At 32.6% G+C, this 18,488-nt stretch carries 14 protein-coding genes; 9 read left to right on the forward strand and 5 right to left on the reverse strand.

Features of this window, described 5'->3' with window-relative positions:
• Nucleotides 1-55 precede the first annotated feature (55 nt).
• Together LL966_RS10920 and LL966_RS10925 are read left to right on the forward strand one after the other, a co-directional pair.
• Nucleotides 56-763: an ABC transporter ATP-binding protein gene (locus tag LL966_RS10920; protein ID WP_184158257.1), complete on the forward strand. Its 708-nt coding sequence runs from the start codon at nucleotides 56-58 to the stop codon at nucleotides 761-763.
• 124 nt (nucleotides 764-887) lie between these two features.
• Nucleotides 888-3,320, forward strand: coding sequence for an ABC transporter permease (locus LL966_RS10925; RefSeq protein ID WP_229353130.1), 2,433 nt, complete (start codon nucleotides 888-890; stop codon nucleotides 3,318-3,320).
• Between the two features lie 66 nt (nucleotides 3,321-3,386).
• On the opposite strand, the gene LL966_RS10930 is transcribed toward LL966_RS10925, so the two are convergent.
• Nucleotides 3,387-4,976 (reverse strand): L,D-transpeptidase family protein, encoded by a 1,590-nt coding sequence (locus LL966_RS10930; protein WP_229353131.1) that lies wholly within the window; start codon nucleotides 4,974-4,976, stop codon nucleotides 3,387-3,389.
• 405 nt (nucleotides 4,977-5,381) lie between these two features.
• Between LL966_RS10930 and LL966_RS10935 the strand changes: the two genes are divergently transcribed.
• From LL966_RS10935 to LL966_RS10945, 3 genes are all read left to right on the forward strand, one after another.
• Nucleotides 5,382-6,512 carry an Mrp/NBP35 family ATP-binding protein gene (locus tag LL966_RS10935; RefSeq protein ID WP_229353132.1) on the forward strand — a complete coding sequence of 377 codons (1,131 nt, stop codon included), beginning with the start codon at nucleotides 5,382-5,384 and terminating at the stop codon, nucleotides 6,510-6,512.
• 95 nt (nucleotides 6,513-6,607) lie between these two features.
• On the forward strand, nucleotides 6,608-6,847 hold the full coding sequence (locus LL966_RS10940; RefSeq protein WP_057116000.1) for a NifU family protein: 240 nt from the start codon (nucleotides 6,608-6,610) through the stop codon (nucleotides 6,845-6,847).
• Between the two features lie 192 nt (nucleotides 6,848-7,039).
• Nucleotides 7,040-7,357, forward strand: a complete 318-nt coding sequence (locus tag LL966_RS10945) for a 2Fe-2S iron-sulfur cluster-binding family protein (protein ID WP_091490641.1) — start codon at nucleotides 7,040-7,042, stop codon at nucleotides 7,355-7,357.
• A gap of 131 nt (nucleotides 7,358-7,488) precedes the next feature.
• On the opposite strand, the gene LL966_RS10950 is transcribed toward LL966_RS10945, so the two are convergent.
• The 3 genes from LL966_RS10950 to LL966_RS10960 form a co-directional block, all read right to left on the reverse strand.
• A complete protein-coding gene (locus LL966_RS10950; protein ID WP_229353136.1) occupies nucleotides 7,489-8,478 on the reverse strand; it encodes an aspartate-semialdehyde dehydrogenase in 990 nt (329 codons plus the stop codon).
• A gap of 175 nt (nucleotides 8,479-8,653) precedes the next feature.
• Nucleotides 8,654-9,037, reverse strand: a complete 384-nt coding sequence (gene mscL / locus LL966_RS10955; RefSeq protein ID WP_229353138.1) for a large conductance mechanosensitive channel protein MscL — start codon at nucleotides 9,035-9,037, stop codon at nucleotides 8,654-8,656.
• Between the two features lie 190 nt (nucleotides 9,038-9,227).
• The gene (locus tag LL966_RS10960) at nucleotides 9,228-11,696 is read right to left on the reverse strand and encodes a bifunctional UDP-N-acetylmuramoyl-tripeptide:D-alanyl-D-alanine ligase/alanine racemase (protein WP_229353139.1); all 2,469 of its coding nucleotides are present in this window, start codon (nucleotides 11,694-11,696) and stop codon (nucleotides 9,228-9,230) included.
• Between the two features lie 133 nt (nucleotides 11,697-11,829).
• Here LL966_RS10960 and LL966_RS10965 point away from each other — a divergent pair, with 133 nt between their 5' ends.
• Nucleotides 11,830-12,435 carry a hypothetical protein gene (locus LL966_RS10965; protein ID WP_229353140.1) on the forward strand — a complete coding sequence of 202 codons (606 nt, stop codon included), beginning with the start codon at nucleotides 11,830-11,832 and terminating at the stop codon, nucleotides 12,433-12,435.
• Here LL966_RS10965 and LL966_RS10970 read toward each other — a convergent pair.
• Nucleotides 12,430-13,134: a porin family protein gene (locus tag LL966_RS10970; protein ID WP_229353141.1), complete on the reverse strand. Its 705-nt coding sequence runs from the start codon at nucleotides 13,132-13,134 to the stop codon at nucleotides 12,430-12,432. The two genes, LL966_RS10965 and LL966_RS10970, sit on opposite strands and share 6 nt — an antisense overlap.
• Nucleotides 13,135-13,355: 221 nt before the next feature.
• Here LL966_RS10970 and LL966_RS10975 point away from each other — a divergent pair, with 221 nt between their 5' ends.
• The 3 genes from LL966_RS10975 to LL966_RS10985 all read left to right on the forward strand — a co-directional run bounded on the left by LL966_RS10975 (nucleotide 13,356) and on the right by LL966_RS10985 (nucleotide 18,322).
• The gene (locus tag LL966_RS10975) at nucleotides 13,356-13,709 is read left to right on the forward strand and encodes a hypothetical protein (RefSeq protein WP_229353142.1); all 354 of its coding nucleotides are present in this window, start codon (nucleotides 13,356-13,358) and stop codon (nucleotides 13,707-13,709) included.
• Nucleotides 13,710-13,870: 161 nt separating this feature from the next.
• Complete coding sequence (locus LL966_RS10980; protein ID WP_229353143.1) at nucleotides 13,871-16,078, forward strand: TonB-dependent receptor; 2,208 nt, start codon at nucleotides 13,871-13,873, stop codon at nucleotides 16,076-16,078.
• A gap of 141 nt (nucleotides 16,079-16,219) precedes the next feature.
• Nucleotides 16,220-18,322, forward strand: coding sequence for a prolyl oligopeptidase family serine peptidase (locus LL966_RS10985; protein ID WP_229353144.1), 2,103 nt, complete (start codon nucleotides 16,220-16,222; stop codon nucleotides 18,320-18,322).
• Nucleotides 18,323-18,488 lie beyond the last annotated feature (166 nt).

The following is an 18,488-nucleotide window of genomic DNA, read 5'->3' on the forward strand; positions in this document are numbered from 1 at the left end:
TTTCAATCATCAATCAAAAAACGTTTTTAATAACATTTCAAAACCTTAAAAAATTATGATCACAATTCAGAATTTAACCAAAGTTTTTAGAACAGAAGAAATAGAAACTGCTGCTTTGAGCGGTATCAATTTAGAAATAAAAAAAGGAGATTTTTTAACAATCATGGGACCTTCTGGTTGCGGAAAATCGACTTTATTGAATATCATCGGACTTTTAGACAGTGCAAACGACGGAAGTTACAAACTGTTAGATCAAGAAATGATTGGTCTTAAAGAAAAAGGAAGAGCGCAAGTGAGAAAAGAAAACATTGGTTTTATTTTTCAAAACTTCAACCTAATCGACGAGCTTTCTGTTTATGATAATATCGAATTGCCACTTCTTTACAACAACGTAAAAGCTTCTGAAAGAAAACAAAAAATTGAAGCTATTGCAGAAAAATTAAATATTTCTCATCGTTTGAAACATTTTCCGCAACAGCTTTCTGGAGGACAACAGCAGAGAGTTGCCGTTGCAAGAGCTTTAGTAAATGATCCGAAAATCATTTTGGCCGATGAGCCAACCGGAAACTTAGATAGTAAAAACGGTAATGAAGTAATGGAACTTTTAACAGATTTGCACGCTAAAGGTGCAACAATCCTGATGGTTACCCACTCTGATTATGACGCTTCTTTTTCGCAAAGAACCATTCATATGAAAGACGGAGTTATATTTTCTGAGAAATTAAATCAGAGAAATGTAGATGTTTTTATGGACGCTAAATAAGAAAATCATGATCAAAATTATTGTTACTGCACTTGTAGTTCTGGTAGAATTTGTGTGCAAAATTTTTACAATGCTTTAAAGAAATCTTTACGATTTGAAACTCATTTAACTAAAAACAAACACCATGATTTTTAACTGGTTTAAAATATTTATTTATCATTTAAGACAAAGCAAATTGTTTTCGTTTTTAAATGTTTTAGGTTTAAGCATCGGGATTGCAACTGTCATTTTTGCCATTCTTTATTGGAATAACGAACATTCATATGATCAATGGAATCCAAATAAGGAAAATGCTTATATGGTATTGAATAAAATTGGCGCTACTGGAGATACTTGGGGTTCTAATTCTATTCCGTTTGGAGAAACTTGTAAAGCATCAATACCCGAAATCGAAAAAATCTGTTTTTTCAATACTTGGTACGACGACGAAATAATCAAATATCAGAGTCAAAAATTGATGGCTAAAAAAATTACTGTAAGTGATGAAAGTTTCTTCGATTTTTTCCCTTTTGAAATTGTACAAGGAGCAAAAACTAATATTCTAAAAGAGAAAAATAGCGTTGCAATTTCTGAAGAACAAGCAAAATTAATTTTTAAAGACGAAGATCCTATTGGAAAAGCCATAATCTACAACACGGTAGCTTATACGGTAAAATCGGTTTACCGTATTATTAAACCTTCATCTATCGAACCTAATTATGTTTTTAGTGGTGTAAAACGTGAAGGTGATGAAAATAGTTGGGGAAACTTTAATTATGGTTTGCTAGTTAAGATTAAAAAAGGGGCTGATCCGGTTGCAGTTTTAAAGAAAATGCAAAATGTAAATTTTGTTAATCGAACTTTGAAAGATGCTAAAGAAAGTGGACAGACCGTAGAACAGTATGTAAAAGAAAATGGAGAAATCACGGTTATTCTTGACCAATTGCAAATGTCTCGTTTGCACGGAACAAAAAGTTCAGCAGGACAAAATTTTCCAGAAGGTGTAGGAAATTTAAAATTGCTTTACATCATGGGCGGCTTGTCTATCTTAATTCTTGTTTTATCATTGGTCAATTACATCAATTTAGCTACTGCATCTGCAATAAAAAGAGCAAAAGAAGTTGGAGTTCGCAAAATTGTAGGAGCTTCAAAGAATCAAATTATAAAACAATTTATTTTTGAAACAGCTATAATTGTTACACTGGCTATTTTGTTTTCTTTGGCAATTGTAGAGCTTTCTTTACCGTATTACAATACCTTTTTAAAGAAAAATTTGACTATGAATGGCAGTGAATTTTACCTGCAGCTCATTTTAATATTTGGATTAGTAATCATTCTTGCGGGTATTTTCCCTGCCATTTATATCTCAAATTTTGAGACGTTAAAAGTTCTAAAAGGTAATTTCTCTAGAAGTAAAAGCGGTATTTGGATTCGAAATTCGATGCTTATTTTTCAATTCGGAATCGCAGCATTTTTTATCATTGGCGCTTTGATTGTCAACTCTCAGGTGGATTATATGATGAATAAAGATCTCGGATTCACTGGCGATCAGGTAATTTCAATTCCGTACAACAAACCAGACAGGCAAAAAAGAGTGCAACAATATGGCGTTGATAAATCTGAAATCAAAAAAATACCTGGAGTTGTAGATGTTACCACGTTTGCAGGAAGTTTTGGAGGCAGCACCAACTCAAGTTCTGGATTTACACACAATGGTATTTTTGTACAACCAAGAAATGCTGAAATCGATTTTGGCTTCCTTGAAATGATGAAAATAAAAATTGTCGAAGGGCGTGATCTATCACCTGAATTTGCATCAGATACCGTAAGCAGTATGCTTATTAATGAAACGCTAGCTAAAACGCTAAATTTGAAAAAACCAATAAATACGATTGTGACTTCAGGATGGAGTATTGGAGATGGCAATAATTTGAAGTTTAAAATTGTGGGTGTTGTGAAAGATTTCCATATTACAGGACTTCAAAATAAAGTTCCACCAATGGTTTTTATAAACATCAAAACCTTAAAATGGAATAATTTCAACAACATTCTGGTAAAGGTTTCTCCAAATAATTTAACAGAAACGTTAGAAAAATTGAAAATTTATTGGGGGAAAAATGTAAACCCAGACTATCCTTTTGATTATGAATTTGTTAATAAAGGATTCGCAAAGACTTATCAAGAACAAATCAAACAAAAAAACCTATTTTTTATCTTAAATTTGGTTGTAATTATAATTGCTGTGTTCGGTTTATTCGCTTTGGCATCATTTTCGATGGAGAGAAGATTGAAAGAAATTGCAATTAGAAAAACGCTGGGCGCAGAAACTGATATTTTGCTAAAAGAATTATCAAAACAATATATCATTTTTTGTTTTATGGGATTCGCAATCGGAATACTACCTGCTTATATTTTATTGCAAAAATGGCTTGAGGATTTTGCTTTCAGAATTAATATTTCTGTTGTGCCATTTACTGTAGCACTTATTTCGTTAGTAATTCTAACATTAATAATTGTACTAACAAAGGCATATCAAGTAACTAAAATAGACGTTTTAAAATATTTAAAATACGAATAAGCTTGTAGACCATTTTTTTTTTAAGAAGCCCGGCAGATTTCAGTTTAATCCGCTGGGCTTTTATTTTTAGTTCATTGTTACAGCATCAGAATACAGAAGTTTATCTAAACTTTCGTCTCTATCGTAAACATCTGGAAAAAAATTAATTTCACCATTGTCCTGAACCCAAGCCGTAAAGTAGCCAATATAAACCGGAATTTTATTTTTAAGCATACAAGTCGTTTCTTTTTCGCCGCTCATCGCTTTGTCAATTTTATCTGCTGGCCAATCTGGATCGTCTTTTAAAATTGCTAGCGCAAGATTCTTTGCTTCTTTTACATTTATGCAGCCATGACTGAAAGTACGTTTTTCAAATTCGAACAAACTTTTTGCAGGCGTATCGTGCATATAAATATCATTCGGATTTGGGAACATAAATTTTACTAATCCTAATGAATTTTTTGGCCCAGGTTTTTGTCTCACACGTCCTCCATTCCACTCCATATTATTTTCTGCCAAATAATTTTTATCTCTAGCCATCTGTAGTTTTAACTCATTTTGAATAATGCTGTTCGGCACATACCAATACGGACTAAAAACGATTCGATCCATTGTTCCGCTAAAAATTACGGTTTCGCTGAGTCGATTTCCAACAAAAATATCCGAAACAAGTGCATATTTTCCATCTTTTACGTAAAACATTCTAAACGACGGAATATTAACCATCACATATTCACTTGCTTTAGACAAATTGGTCGGAATCCATCTGCATCTTTCCATGTTAAGCATAATCGTTTTAATGCTTTTGCTGACAGGCTCGTTCATTTGGATAATATGATCTCTTGTAATGGCATAGTTCAACTTAAGATTGTATCTCTTTTTATAATTTAATACTCCAGCCATTAATTCTTCGTCATAAACATCGCTCTGAGAATCTCTTTTAAGATCTCCTACAATAAACAGACGATTTCTAATTTGTTTAATGGCTACAGCTGTATCATCAGGTCTTAAATCTTTGTAATTAAGACTGTCAATTGTAATTTTTTGCCAAAGATTATCCGTTTCTATTTTACGATATTTTTTTAAAGCATCTTTCAATTTATAGTATTGACTGAATAAAAGATTATCATCTTCATTCAATCGATTGGTATCTACAATTAGAGAATCTAGAATTTTAGAATACGAAATACTTTTAGCCGGCAAATACCAACCAATTTTCTTTAAAGTAGCAGAATCAACACCAGAATAAACATTGCTGGCGTAAAAAATATACATACTGGTTAGCAACAATTCTGTCTCAACTTGCGGAGGTTCAATATTATCACTTTCGTTAAAGGCTTGATCGATTGTTTCTTTATAAGGCATTTTACTGTCTATTCCCTGATCTTTCAGCACGTTTACTTTCTGGTACAGCAAAGCTCCAAATTCGGTGATTTTTTTATCATCATACCAAATCGATTTATACTGTTTGTTTTTGTAAATATCCTCGACATCTTTCTGGTACTTTTTCAGTTTGGGATATTTTTTAAAAAAAGCGTTTATAGATGTTGCATCTATTGTAATAATCGAAACATATTTAGACGTTTCCTCGCTTTTAATTGTGTCTGGAACTGACTTAAATGAAAATACAAAAAAGCTAATTGCAATAATAATGGTTGAAAAAGTAAAATTTCGCATATTTTTAAAGTTTAAGTGGAAGAAAATAACTTCAAAAAAATATCGAAAACCCAAAAAACACTTCTAGAAAAAACAAGTTTTCGTATTCTTTTTTATATCTGAAAATCATCGATTTGGGCAATCAAATATACACAAGTTTTGTGAGATTTTAGTGCTAAAAAATAGAAAAATTTGACAAAACGGTTCGGTTCATTTTTAAAAAACTGTTCATTTGATAATTAATTGAGCATCAAAATTTACCTTAAAAATCATCCAGCATAATTTTGAATAATCTCTCTATCAATAATTACAATTTAAAAACGCTTAATTCCGAACTTAATCTGTTATCTTTGCACCCTGAAACCAGTTTAACGAAACATCGTTTTAAAAATCGGTTTCTTAGAATAGAAAAAATAGCCCATTACAATGAAATTAGATAGAAAAGAAATTCTTAAAGCTTTAGAATCAATCACTATTGCTGGAGAAGGAAAAAATATGGTTGAAAGCGGCGCTGTAACCAATGTTATTACATTTGGAGATGAAGCTGTTGTAGACCTTGTATTGCATACGCCTGCAATGCACATCAAAAAAAGAGCTGAAGATGATATTAAAAAGACAATTCACGAATTAATATCGCCAGACGCAAAAGTAAAAGTAAATATTAAAGTAGAATCTCCAGAGAAACCTGAAATAAAAGGTCGTGCAATTCCTGGAATCAAAAATATTATTGCAGTTGCCTCTGGAAAAGGAGGAGTAGGAAAATCTACTGTTACAGCAAATTTAGCTGTTACACTTGCAAAAATGGGATTTAAAGTTGGTGTTTTAGATGCCGATATTTACGGTCCTTCGATGCCAATTATGTTTGACGTTGAAAACGAAAAACCAGTTTCTATTACGGTTGACGGAAAATCGAAAATGAAACCTATTGAAAGCTATGAAATCAAAATGCTTTCAATCGGATTTTTTACAGCTCCAAGTCAAGCCGTAATCTGGAGAGGTCCAATGGCTGCAAAAGCTTTAAATCAAATGATTTTTGATGCAGATTGGGGAGAATTAGATTTTATGTTACTTGATTTACCTCCTGGAACTGGAGATATTCACTTATCTATCATGCAGTCCCTTCCAATTACGGGAGCTGTCGTAGTAAGTACTCCACAAGCTGTCGCACTTGCAGATGCTAAAAAAGGAGTTGCAATGTTTATGCAGGATAATATCAATGTTCCTGTTTTGGGAATTATCGAAAATATGGCGTACTTTACACCAGAAGAATTGCCTAATAATAAATATTATATTTTTGGACAAGAAGGCGCTAAAAACTTGGCAGCAGATTTAGACGTTCCGTTTTTAGGAGAAGTTCCTATTGTACAGTCTATTCGTGAAGCAGGAGATTACGGTCGTCCAGCTGCATTGCAGACTGCTTCTCCAATAGAAAAAGTTTTTGAAGAGATTACAAGAAATGTAGTGCAGGAAACAGTAAACAGAAACGAAAGCTTACCAGCAACAGAAGCCATCAAAATTACAACAATGGCTGGCTGTTCAGCAGTTAAGAAAAATTAGATAATTAGATAATGTGCCAATTAGATAATCTGAATAATTATCTAATTAACAAATTTTCTAATTGTCACATTGTTTTAAATTGACACATTTATATTATGACAACAGAAGAATTAACAAATAATGTTTTATTGGCCTTAGACGAGATAAGACCATTTTTAAAATCTGATGGTGGAGATATTTCATTAATTTCTATCGAAGACGATAAACATGTAAAAGTTCGTTTGGAAGGGGCTTGTATTAGCTGCAGCGTGAATCAAATGACGCTGAAAGCAGGAGTTGAAACAACAATCAAAAAATATGCTCCACAAATTGAAACCGTGGTAAATATCATGTAATAAACCAAATTGTTTTTTTCGACTAATGTTTTTACAGCGAATCGATAAGAATTTCTGATACACATCAAAATGTCTTCTACCATCATCATCGCATTATTTAAAAAGCCTAAAAACAGTAATCGAAAAGTTAAAAATTAATTACAGAATCTGAACACGTTTTCAAATTCTACAATAAAATTCCAATACTTAAAAATGGATGTATTAATAAAGATTAAAGATCGAGAAGGAGTTATACACGAATTACAGGCTCCTACTGATATGGCAATGAATATAATGGAGTTATGCAAAGCATACGAACTTCCTGTTGAAGGAACTTGCGGCGGAATGGCCATGTGTGCTTCTTGCCAATGTTATGTTCTGAATGACGTTGCATTACCAGAAATGGGAGATGATGAAGAAGCAATGCTTTCTGAAGCATTTTACGTAAAATCTAATAGTCGTTTAGGGTGCCAAATTCCAATTACCGAAGATTTAGAAGGTTTGGAGTTAGAATTAGCTCCAGAATACTAAAAATATAGAAAAAGCGAGAACTTAAAAATTCTCGCTTTTTTGTTTTCTATTTTCTAACAAAATCAAAAAAGCCGTAATTACAAAATGCAATTACGGCTTTCTCTTTATAACAATTTTCTTTAATCTCTAAATTATACCAAACCTGCCTGAATTAAATATTCAGCGATTTGAATCGTGTTTGTCGCAGCTCCTTTTCTTAAGTTGTCAGCAACAATCCAAAGGTTTAATGTGTTTGGCTGGCTTTCGTCACGACGGATTCTTCCAACAAAAACATCATTTTTACCTTCAGCGTACAATGGCATTGGGTAAGTAAAGGTATCTAAATTATCTTGTACCGTTACTCCGTCTGTATTGTGAAGGATTTCACGAACTTCATTTACTTCAAAATCATTTGTAAACTCAACATTTACTGCTTCACTATGTCCGCCTACAACTGGTACACGAACTGCAGTTGCTGTAACTCTGATAGTATTATCACCAAGAATTTTTTGAGTTTCACGAACTAATTTCATTTCTTCTTTAGTGTATCCGTTTTCTTCAAAACTATCGCAATGAGGAATTGCATTTCTGTGAATTGGATATTTGTACGCCATTTCACCTTGAATTCCAGCGTATTCATTTTCTAATTGTTTTACCGCTTTTACACCAGTTCCTGTGATAGATTGGTACGTAGAAACAATAACTCTTTTAATGTTGTATTTTTTGTGCAAAGGAGCCAAAGCCAATACCATCTGAATTGTAGAACAGTTTGGATTTGCAATAATTTTGTCTTCTTTAGTTAAAACAGAAGCATTGATTTCTGGAACTACTAATTTCTTAGTTGGATCCATTCTCCATGCAGAAGAGTTGTCGATAACTGTTGTTCCAGCTGCAGCAAATTTTGGTGCCCATTCTAATGAAGTATCTCCACCAGCTGAGAATACAGCAATATCAGCTTTCATATCAACTGCTGTTTGCAAACCAACTACTTTATATTTTGTTCCTTTATATTCAATTTCTTTTCCTACTGATCTCTCAGACGCAACAGGAATTAATTCTGTAACAGGAAAATTTCTTTCCGCTAAAACTTTAAGCATTACTTCGCCAACCATTCCGGTAGCTCCTACAACTGCAATTCTCATTTTTATATTTTTAAATAATTCAATAATCTAATTTAGTAAGGCAAAAGTAAGTATAATAAAAGTCTCTGCAAGGCGATTCACAAAAAATAACAAAATGTTATAAAACAAACATTTTGTAAAAAAACCGCCTCTTTAGAAGGCGGTTAAGTTAGACTTAGTGTAGCGGTATTATATCTTATTGTTTGTTTTTCAACAAATCTCTAATTTGTGTAAGCAATTCTTCCTGAGTTGGTGCTGCAGGTTGATTTGGAGCTGGCTCTTCTTTCTTTTTAAGACTATTTATTCCTTTGATAATCAAGAACAAAACAAATGCTACAATCAAAAAGTTGATAACGGCTGAAAGAAACATTCCGTACTTTACGCCACCAAAAGCTGTTAAATCCTCAATTTTAGATAAATGAGCTGCATCTAGAGCTGGTTTTAATACTAAAGGTGTGATTACATCTTCAATAAATGAACTTACAATTTTACCAAAAGCAGCTCCAATAATTACTGCAACAGCAAGATCAACTACGTTGCCTTTCATTGCAAATGCCTTAAATTCTGAAAAAAATCCCATACCTGATGTGTTTATATTTATAATAAATGAATATCGAAAATACGTAATTTTCATTAAAAAACCTCAATTATAACTCACTTTTAAACCATATAATTCATAAAAGATATTATAAGTTCTGCTTAGCTAATAATGTATAGTTACAAAAGAGTGCAACTAAAATAAACTGATACAACTTATATGGTTTAAAAAATTATCTGAAAAATACGCGCTTTACACGTTGCGAAATACTAGTCATTATCTCGTATGGAATCGTTTTTAATGCCTCAGCCATCTCAATAACAGTTGGGCTTTCGCCGAAAATAATTACAGAATCACCTTCTTTGCAATCTATTTCGGTTACGTTTACCATCAGCATATCCATACAGACGCTTCCGACAATTTTTGCTTTTTGATTTTTAATGACAACGAAACCAACCTCATTTCCCCATAATCTTGCAATTCCGTCTGCATAACCAATTGGAATTGTGGCGATTTTAGTTTCTTTTTCGGCCATAAAACGTCTTCCGTAACCTACGCTATCGCCTGCAGGAATAGTTCTAACTTGAGAAATAATCGATTTTAAAGTTCCTACGTTTTCCAAATACTTTTGTTCTGACGGATCATTTGAAACTCCGTATAAACCAATTCCTAAACGCACCATATTATATTGTGCGTTCGGAAAATTGCTAATTCCAGAAGTATTTAAAATATGACGGATCGGATTAATATGTAATTCTGAAATCAATCTGGAAGACAATTTCTCAAACAATGCAATTTGATGATTTACAAAATCATAATGTTTCGGATCATCGCTGGTTGCTAAATGCGAAAGTACACTTTGAACACGAACAGCCGAATTTCCTTTTAAAGTATCAATTAATTCCTGAATTGTATTTTCTTCAAAGCCTAAACGATGCATTCCGGTATCAATCTTAATATGAATTGGGAAATCTTTTAAGTTCTTTTCGCGAGCGATTTTCAAAAAGGCATTCAATCCTTTTATGCTATAAATTTCAGGTTCTAATTGATATTGAATTATAGATGGAAAACTTGTAGATTCGGGATTTAAGACCATTATTGGCAATTTTATTCCGCCGTTTTTCAACGAAATTCCTTCATCCGCGAAAGCGACACCCAAATAATCAACTTTATGATGTTCTAATAATTTAGCAATTTCTAAACCGCCATTTCCGTAACCAAAAGCTTTCACCATAACCATCATTTTAACATTGGCAGCCAGTTTTGATTTGAAATAATTGAAATTATGGCTAATGGCATCCAGATTTATTTCAAGTACCGTTTCATGCGTTTTCTCTTCCAGAAATGACACAATTTCTTCAAAATGAAATGATCTCGCTCCTTTTATCAAAATAGTTTCATTGTTGAAATTCAAACTTTCAATGGCATCGATAAATTCATTTTTTGTTTGAAAAATAATGATGTTTGAAAATTTAGCTGCAAAAGCGCTAATCGTTTCCCCAATTCCGATGACGCGATTTATTTTATTGGAAGCAATTAAATCGGCAACTTTTGAATACAATTCTTCGTTTGAAAATCCGCTTTGAAAAATATCCGACAAAATAACGGTTTTAGAAGCGTTCTTTTTCTGGCTTTCTAAAAAGTCTAAAGCAATTTTTAAAGACTGAAAATCAGAACTGTAACTATCATCAATAATACTGCAATTATTAATTCCGTTCTTTACTTCTAAACGCATCTGAACAGGATAAAGCATCTCGATTCGATTTTGAATCGTGGTCTGATCGTAATTAAAATACAGTAAAACTAATAAACAAGAAATAGCATTTTCTACCGAAGCAGAATCGCTAAATGGAATTTCTAAATGGAATTTTTCTTTTTTGTATTGATATTCAATATGTGTGTGATCATTTTTGATTTCTTTTTTTAAAACAAAAACATCTGCATTTTTATCTGTAAAACTCCATGAAAAAAGTTTTCGCGGATGCATCATATATTCTGCTGCAAATTGAGACAAACAAGAATCTACGATTTCATTCTTTTGATAAATAATAACGGGACAGTCTTTAAATAATAGCAGTTTCTCATCAATTTTCTGAACTAAATTTAAAAAACCTTCATCGTGTGCAGAACCAATGTTTGTTAAAACACCAATATTAGGTTTAATGATTTTCTCCAATTTAGCCATTTCGTTTACTGTCGAAATTCCAGCTTCAAAAATCCCTAAATTATGATTTTGATTAATTGAAATTACCGAAAGCGGAACCCCGACTTGAGAGTTATAACTTTTAGGACTTCGTACAATATTATAATCTGGACTCAACAAAAAATTAAGCCATTCTTTTACAATTGTTTTTCCGTTACTTCCTGTTAATCCGATAATTGGAAAATGAAAAAGACTTCTATAATATCCTGCAAATTCCTGAAGCGCATTTAACGTATTTTCAACAATTAAAAAATTAGCTTTCTCTGCACAATTTTCGGGTATATGCTGCACCACAAAATTCTGAACGCCCTTTTCTATTAAATCAGGAATAAATAAATGAGCATCATTGTTTACGCCTGCCAAAGCAAAAAATAAAGTTTGCGATCCATTTTGCAGCGAACGGCTGTCAATAGAAATATGATCAATTAAAACAGCGCTTTTCGAGCCAGCCCATTTGGCATTTATAACTGAGATTAGGTCTTTTGAATTTATGCTCATTTAGAAATTTCTTTTTTTCAAAATTAAAACATTAAAGATAGAAAAGAGTTGTGATTTTCTTAAAAAATAAAGTCGCCGTTCTTCCTTATTGATATTTCTGTATATTTGTTTTTATACCACAAAATTGAGCCTTTTGAAAAATTTACTTCCTATTTTCTCTTACATATTACATCCGATTTTTATATCGGTATACGCCACATTATTTTATTTGTATGCAGCTGGAGATGTTTTCAGTACGCAGGAAAAATATTTTGTTTTAATTCAGATCTCAGTGATCAATGTAATTGTTCCTGTTTTGTTTTATTTGCTTTTAAAATCAACAGGATATGTAAAATCTGTAATGCTAAGTCAGGTTTCTGAAAGAACGATTCCGCTTTTGCTGCAATGCTTTTTATCAATTTTATTAGTAAAAAGAAGTATAGTAATTACTCGTTATCCTGAACTTCATTTCTTTTTCTTGGGAGCTTTATTCAGTACTATTTTAGCTTTATTGTTGGTACTTTTCAAGAAAAAGGCCAGCTTACATATGGTTGCTATTTGTGGTTTTGCCATTTTTGTAATTGGTCTAAACATTCACTTTCAAATGCATAATCCGTATTGGCCGGCATTACTGATTTTGTTGTCTGGAATTGTAGCATCTTCTCGTTTAGAAATGAATGCGCACACTTCAAGAGAAGTACTTATGGGACTTTTTATTGGGATAATGCCACAGCTTTTGTTTCTATATTTATGGTTATAAAATATAAAAAATCAATCCTGCATTTAAGGTTTTCATATTGATTTTTTCGCCCGAAAGGGTGGTTGCCGAATTAAATAATGGACTTAAGCCATAATACAAATAAACATTCCATGTATTATATCCAGCAGCGATATATGGACCATATTGAAACTTATTGATTGCCGCATTATTTTTTATTCTATATGTTTTTTCTCCATCGTCTAAAATTGAAGAATTCGAAAATATATAGCTTAGTTTGACACCACCATAAATACGCCAGAATTTGGTGCTTTCGTAAGTTGAATTTCGCCATCTAAACTCTATCGGAAGATCTATAGAATATTGTTTATATCGATTAGAAACAAATTGTCCAGAATCGTTTACGCCATAAATAATTGCTCCTGAAGCATCTTGAGAGATGTTTAAATTTTGAAAATAGTTTTGATAGCTCAAACCTAAACCTGTGGCTATTGCAATAGTTCTCGATTTATTAACCGGCATATCACGAAGAAAGCCTCCCGAAAGTCCTAGAGAAAACTTATTTTGTTTAAAATCAACCGGAATATCGGTAAACATATTATAAGTTACAGAAAAATAAAACTGATCCTCTCGATACAAAGAATCTATTTTTACTATTGGTTTTACTTCAGGTTTAACTTCTTCTTGTGCAAAAGAGTTTAAAAAACTAAGTAAAAATAAACAGCTGAAAATAATTCGCATATCGTAAGTTTGGTTTTAGAGAGATTTAAAATAAACGTTTTGTAAGTATATTTATTTCAAATACAAATATAATATAATGGTTTCTCTAGTAGCGTCAAGAAACAAAAATATTCTCTTTTCTATGTTGTATAAAATTAATTGCTGCGTTTTTTTCAATAAACAACCTTAAGAAGGCAAAAAATAAATTAATTTTCTATTTAATCTTTATACCTTTGCGGAGTATGAAAAGAAAACAGCTCATATTAAGTTTGTCTTTTGCTGTCACAATATTATTTTCCATATTGTTTCAGTCCATACATAGTTATGAGCATATCGTAAAACAGCTTTCAGAAAAACAATGCCATCATAACTATAATGATCCAAGTGGTGAAATAACACACCAGCATAATGATTTTGAGGTTTGTTTTGTTTGTAATTTTGCTCTTGGAAGTTATATTGTTCCAGAAATTTTTCAATTTCAATTTCATTCTTTTGAAAAAGAAATTCCTTATTTCTTACCATTTTCAGAGAAGATTTTCTCTATTTCAACTACTTCGTATTTGCTGCGAGGTCCGCCTTCAATTACAGTATCTTAAGTTTCGATTATTCGAAAAAAATCAAATTTCTTTTTATTTAAATTCAAATAACATTGAGTTTCCTAATCCTATTTTTATCAAAAAGGATTAGAATGCTTTATTGTTGGTTTTTGATTTTTCATCTAAAGAAAAAATCAAATTAACTATAGCATCATTTTCAAATGAAAAAATTTATAATTGCCCTTATTTTAGGGTTTTCGGGCATGCTTTCTGCTCAAAATTCGGTTTCAGGAACAGTAACCGACAACCAAAATCAACCTTTACCTGGCGTTTCTGTTTACGTACCAGAATTACATAAAGGAACAACAACAGACGCAAATGGAAAGTACGAATTGAACAATCTTCCAAACGGAGCTTTACGTCTTGCTTTTACTTATGTTGGATATGCCAATCAAAACAAAACAATTGCTAAATTATTAAAACAAAACACTTTAGATGTTACGCTTGAAGAATCTATTTTAGAAATGGATGAAGTCGTAGTTTCGACGCCTTTCAACAAATTGCAATCGCAAAACGTAATGAAGATTGAGCACGAAAGCATTAAAACTTTACAGCAAAAAGGAACCTCGACTTTGATTGAAGGTTTGGCTACAATTCCTGGAGTTTCGCAGATTTCAACTGGAACTTCAATCGGAAAACCTGTTATTCGCGGACTTAGCGGAAATCGTGTTTTGGTGTATTCACAAGGCGTTCGTATCGAAAATCAGCAGTTTGGAGACGAACATGGTTTAGGTTTAAATGACGCTGGTATTGAAAGTGTTGAAGTTATAAAAGGACCAGCTTCTTTGTTATATGGCTCTGATGCTTTGGGAGGAGTCTTATATTTTAATCCTGAAAAGTTTGCTGATGCTGGAGATTTTAAAGCTAATTTCAGTCAAAAATATTTTACGAATACTCAAGGAAGCAATTCTTCAATAGGATTAAAAACTTCTACCGAAAACTGGAAATTTTTGGCTCGCGGAAGTTATAACACACACTCTGATTATAAAATTGCTGACGGCGACCGTGTAACCAATTCACGTTATAATGAAACCGATTTTAAAACTGGAATTGGATACAGTAATTCAACTTTCTCAAGTGTTTTAAGATACAACTACAATAAACTGGATATCGGAATTCCAGAAGACGGAATTGCAGAACAATCATCAAGCAAAGACACCCAATTTCCGAGACAGGGAATTTTCAATCATTTGTTGAGTTTGAATAATGTTATCTTTTTTGAAAACTCAAAATTAGATGTTGATTTAGGTTATATCGCAAACGACAGAAGCGAATTTGAAGACAGCAATGAAGCTTCTCTTCACATGAAATTGAACACTTTCAATTACAACGCAAAATACCATTTCCCAAAATTTGGAAAAATTGAAACTATTGTTGGAGTTCAAGGAATGCATCAAACCAATAAAAATTCTGGAGAAGAATATTTAATTCCAGATGCTACAACAAACGATTTTGGTGTTTTTGGAACTGCAAATTACGAGTGGAACAGCAACGTTTTGCAAGCTGGATTACGTTTTGACAACAGAAATGTTACGTCAATCGCGCACGGAAATGAAGGCGAAGAAGGTTATTTCTTGCCACTTGACAAATCTTTTGACAGCTTTAATGCTTCTTTAGGTTATAAAACCAAATTGGCAGAACCATTAACGCTTCGACTAAATGTTGCTACAGGATTTAGAGCGCCAAATTTAGCAGAATTGACTTCAAATGGTGTTCATGAAGGAACAAACCGTTATGAAATTGGAAATGCTAATTTGAAAACAGAGCAAAATGTTCAAACCGATTTAAATTTAGAATACAAAAACACACATTTTGAGTTCTTCGTTAACGGATTTTACAATCATGTAAATAATTACATCTACACATCTCCAACTGGAGAACTTCGTGACGATAATGACGTTTTTGCCTATGTACAAGATAATGCACAATTATATGGTGGTGAAGTTGGTCTGCATTTTCACCCACATCCCCTAGATTGGTTGCATTTTGAAACTAGTTTTGAAACGGTAACAGGTAAAAAAGACAACAACGATTATCTGCCTTTAATTCCTGCAAACAACTGGAATAATACACTTAGAACAGAATTTAATATCAAAAACTTTTTAAGCGAAGGTTTTGCCTCCTTAAACGTTTCTTCGACTTTCAGCCAAGATAATGTGAGTGGTTTTGAAACAGCTTCTAAAGGTTACACTTTGGTAAATTTAGGTTTTGGAGGTACTGTAAAACTTGGGAAAACGGCTTTCGATATTAACCTAAACGGAAACAATTTATTTGATAAAAAATATATTGCACACCTTTCTAGATTGAAAACAGACGGAATTCCAAATATTGGAAGAAACATCGTTTTGGGAGTTAATTTTAACCTGTAACATTTTTAAACCATATAAGTCTTATAAGTAAATATAATCTGTTTATATTAAATGAACTTATATTACTTATATGGTTTAATTTTATCATTTATCTTTTACAACAAAAAGTTCTATTTTTGTTACAACAGACAAAAACTAATTATGAAAAAAACATTTTTATTAATGGCACTTACAACTGCAGGAGTTTCATTTGGACAAATCAAATATCCTGAAACTAAAAAAGGAGAAACCGTTGATGTATATTTTGATACAAAAGTGAGCGATCCTTACCGCTGGCTTGAAGACGACAAATCTGCTGAAACTGGAGCTTGGGTGAAAGCTGAAAACGAAGTAACGTACGGCTACTTAAATCAAATCCCATTTCGTGACGAACTAAAAAAACGAATGGAAAAACTTTGGAATTACGAAAAAATCGGTGCTCCATACAAAGAAGGACAATTTACATATTTTTCTAAAAATAACGGTCTTCAAAATCAATCTGTTGTTTACAGAAAAGATAAAAACGGAAAAGAAGAGGTTTTCTTAGATCCGAATACTTTTTCGAAAGACGGAACAACTTCTCTTGGCGGTTTAGATTTTTCTAAAGATGGTAACAAAGCTGCATACGCCATCTCTGAAGGCGGAAGCGACTGGAGAAAAGTAATTATTATTGATGCTGTTTCTAAAAAAGTTTTAGAAGATACTTTGGTTGATGTAAAGTTCAGCGGGATTTCATGGCATGGAAATGAAGGTTTCTATTACTCTAGTTATGAAAAACCAAAAGGAAGCGAATTATCTGCTAAAACAGATCAGCACAAATTGTATTTTCATAAATTAGGAACTTCTCAAAAAGACGATAAAGTAATTTTTGGAGCAGATCAGAAAAGAAGATATGTTGGGGGTCACGTTACTGAAGATGATCGTTATTTGATTATTACTGCGGCGAACTCTACTTACGGAAACGAACTTTACATTAAAGACTTAACGAAACCAAATAGCCCAATTGTTACGATTGTAGATAATTTTAATGCTGAGAATTCAATTATTGAAAATGAAGGAACAAAATTATTCATTCACACTGATTATAATGCGCCAAACGGTCGCGTTGTTACTGTAGATGCGGCAAGTCCAAAAGTAGAAAACTGGAAAGATTTTATCAAAGAAACTGACAATGTTTTAGCTCCAGCAACTGGTGCCGGATATTTCTTTGCTAATTATACCAAAGATGCTGTTTCGTTTGTACAACAATATGATTACAATGGAAAATTAGTTCGTGAAATTAAACTTCCGGCTGTTGGTTCTGCAGGAGGATTTGGCGGAAAGAAAGACGACAAAATCTTGTATTACAGTTTTACAAATTATACAACTCCAGGAAGCATATACTCTTTCGAACCAAAATCTGGTAAATCTGAAGTGTATCAAAAACCAAAAGTTGATTTCAAAAGTGACGATTACGAGTCTAAACAAGTATTCTATACTTCAAAAGACGGCACGAAAGTTCCTATGATTATTACTTATAAAAAAGGAACAAAACTAGATGGCAAAAATCCAACTATTCTTTATGGCTACGGTGGATTCAATGTTAGTTTAACACCTAGTTTTAGTATTGCAAATGCAGTTTGGATGGAAAACGGAGGCGTTTATGCCGTTGCCAATTTAAGAGGTGGTGGTGAATACGGAAAAAAATGGCATGATGCAGGAACGAAATTGCAAAAGCAAAATGTTTTTGATGATTTTATCGCTGCAGCTGAATATTTAATAGCTCAAAAATATACTTCATCTGATTATTTAGCGATTCGCGGAGGTTCTAATGGAGGTTTATTAGTTGGTGCAACAATGACACAGCGTCCTGATTTGATGAAAGTAGCTTTACCAGCAGTTGGAGTTATGGATATGCTTCGTTACAATGCTTTTACAGCGGGCGCTGGATGGGCATTTGATTACGGAACGGCTCAGGACAACAAAGAAATGTTTGAATATTTAAAAGGTTATTCTCCTGTTCACAATGTTAAAAAAGGAACTAAATATCCTGCTACGATGGTAACAACTGGAGATCATGATGATCGTGTTGTCCCAGCACACAGTTTTAAATTTGCTTCTGAATTGCAAGAAAAACAAACTGGAGAAAATCCAGTTTTAATTAGAATTGATGTTAAAGCAGGTCACGGCGCAGGAAAATCTGTTGCGGCTACAATTCAGGAAAATGTAGACATTCAAGCTTTCACGCTTTACAATATGGGTTTTAAAGCTTTACCTAAGAAGTAAAATTTTAAACTAGATTTTTTTAGCCACGAATTGCACTAATTTCCACGAATTTAAATTGCGAGGAATGTGTAATTCGTGGTTATTTTTTTGCCACAGATTAAAATGATTTAAAATGATTTTAAGATCTATGCGTTACTTTTGTAATCTGTGGAAATTCTTTTAATCT

Source organism: Flavobacterium chungbukense, assembly GCF_020805785.1.
GTDB classification, from domain to species: Bacteria; Bacteroidota; Bacteroidia; order Flavobacteriales; family Flavobacteriaceae; genus Flavobacterium; species Flavobacterium chungbukense.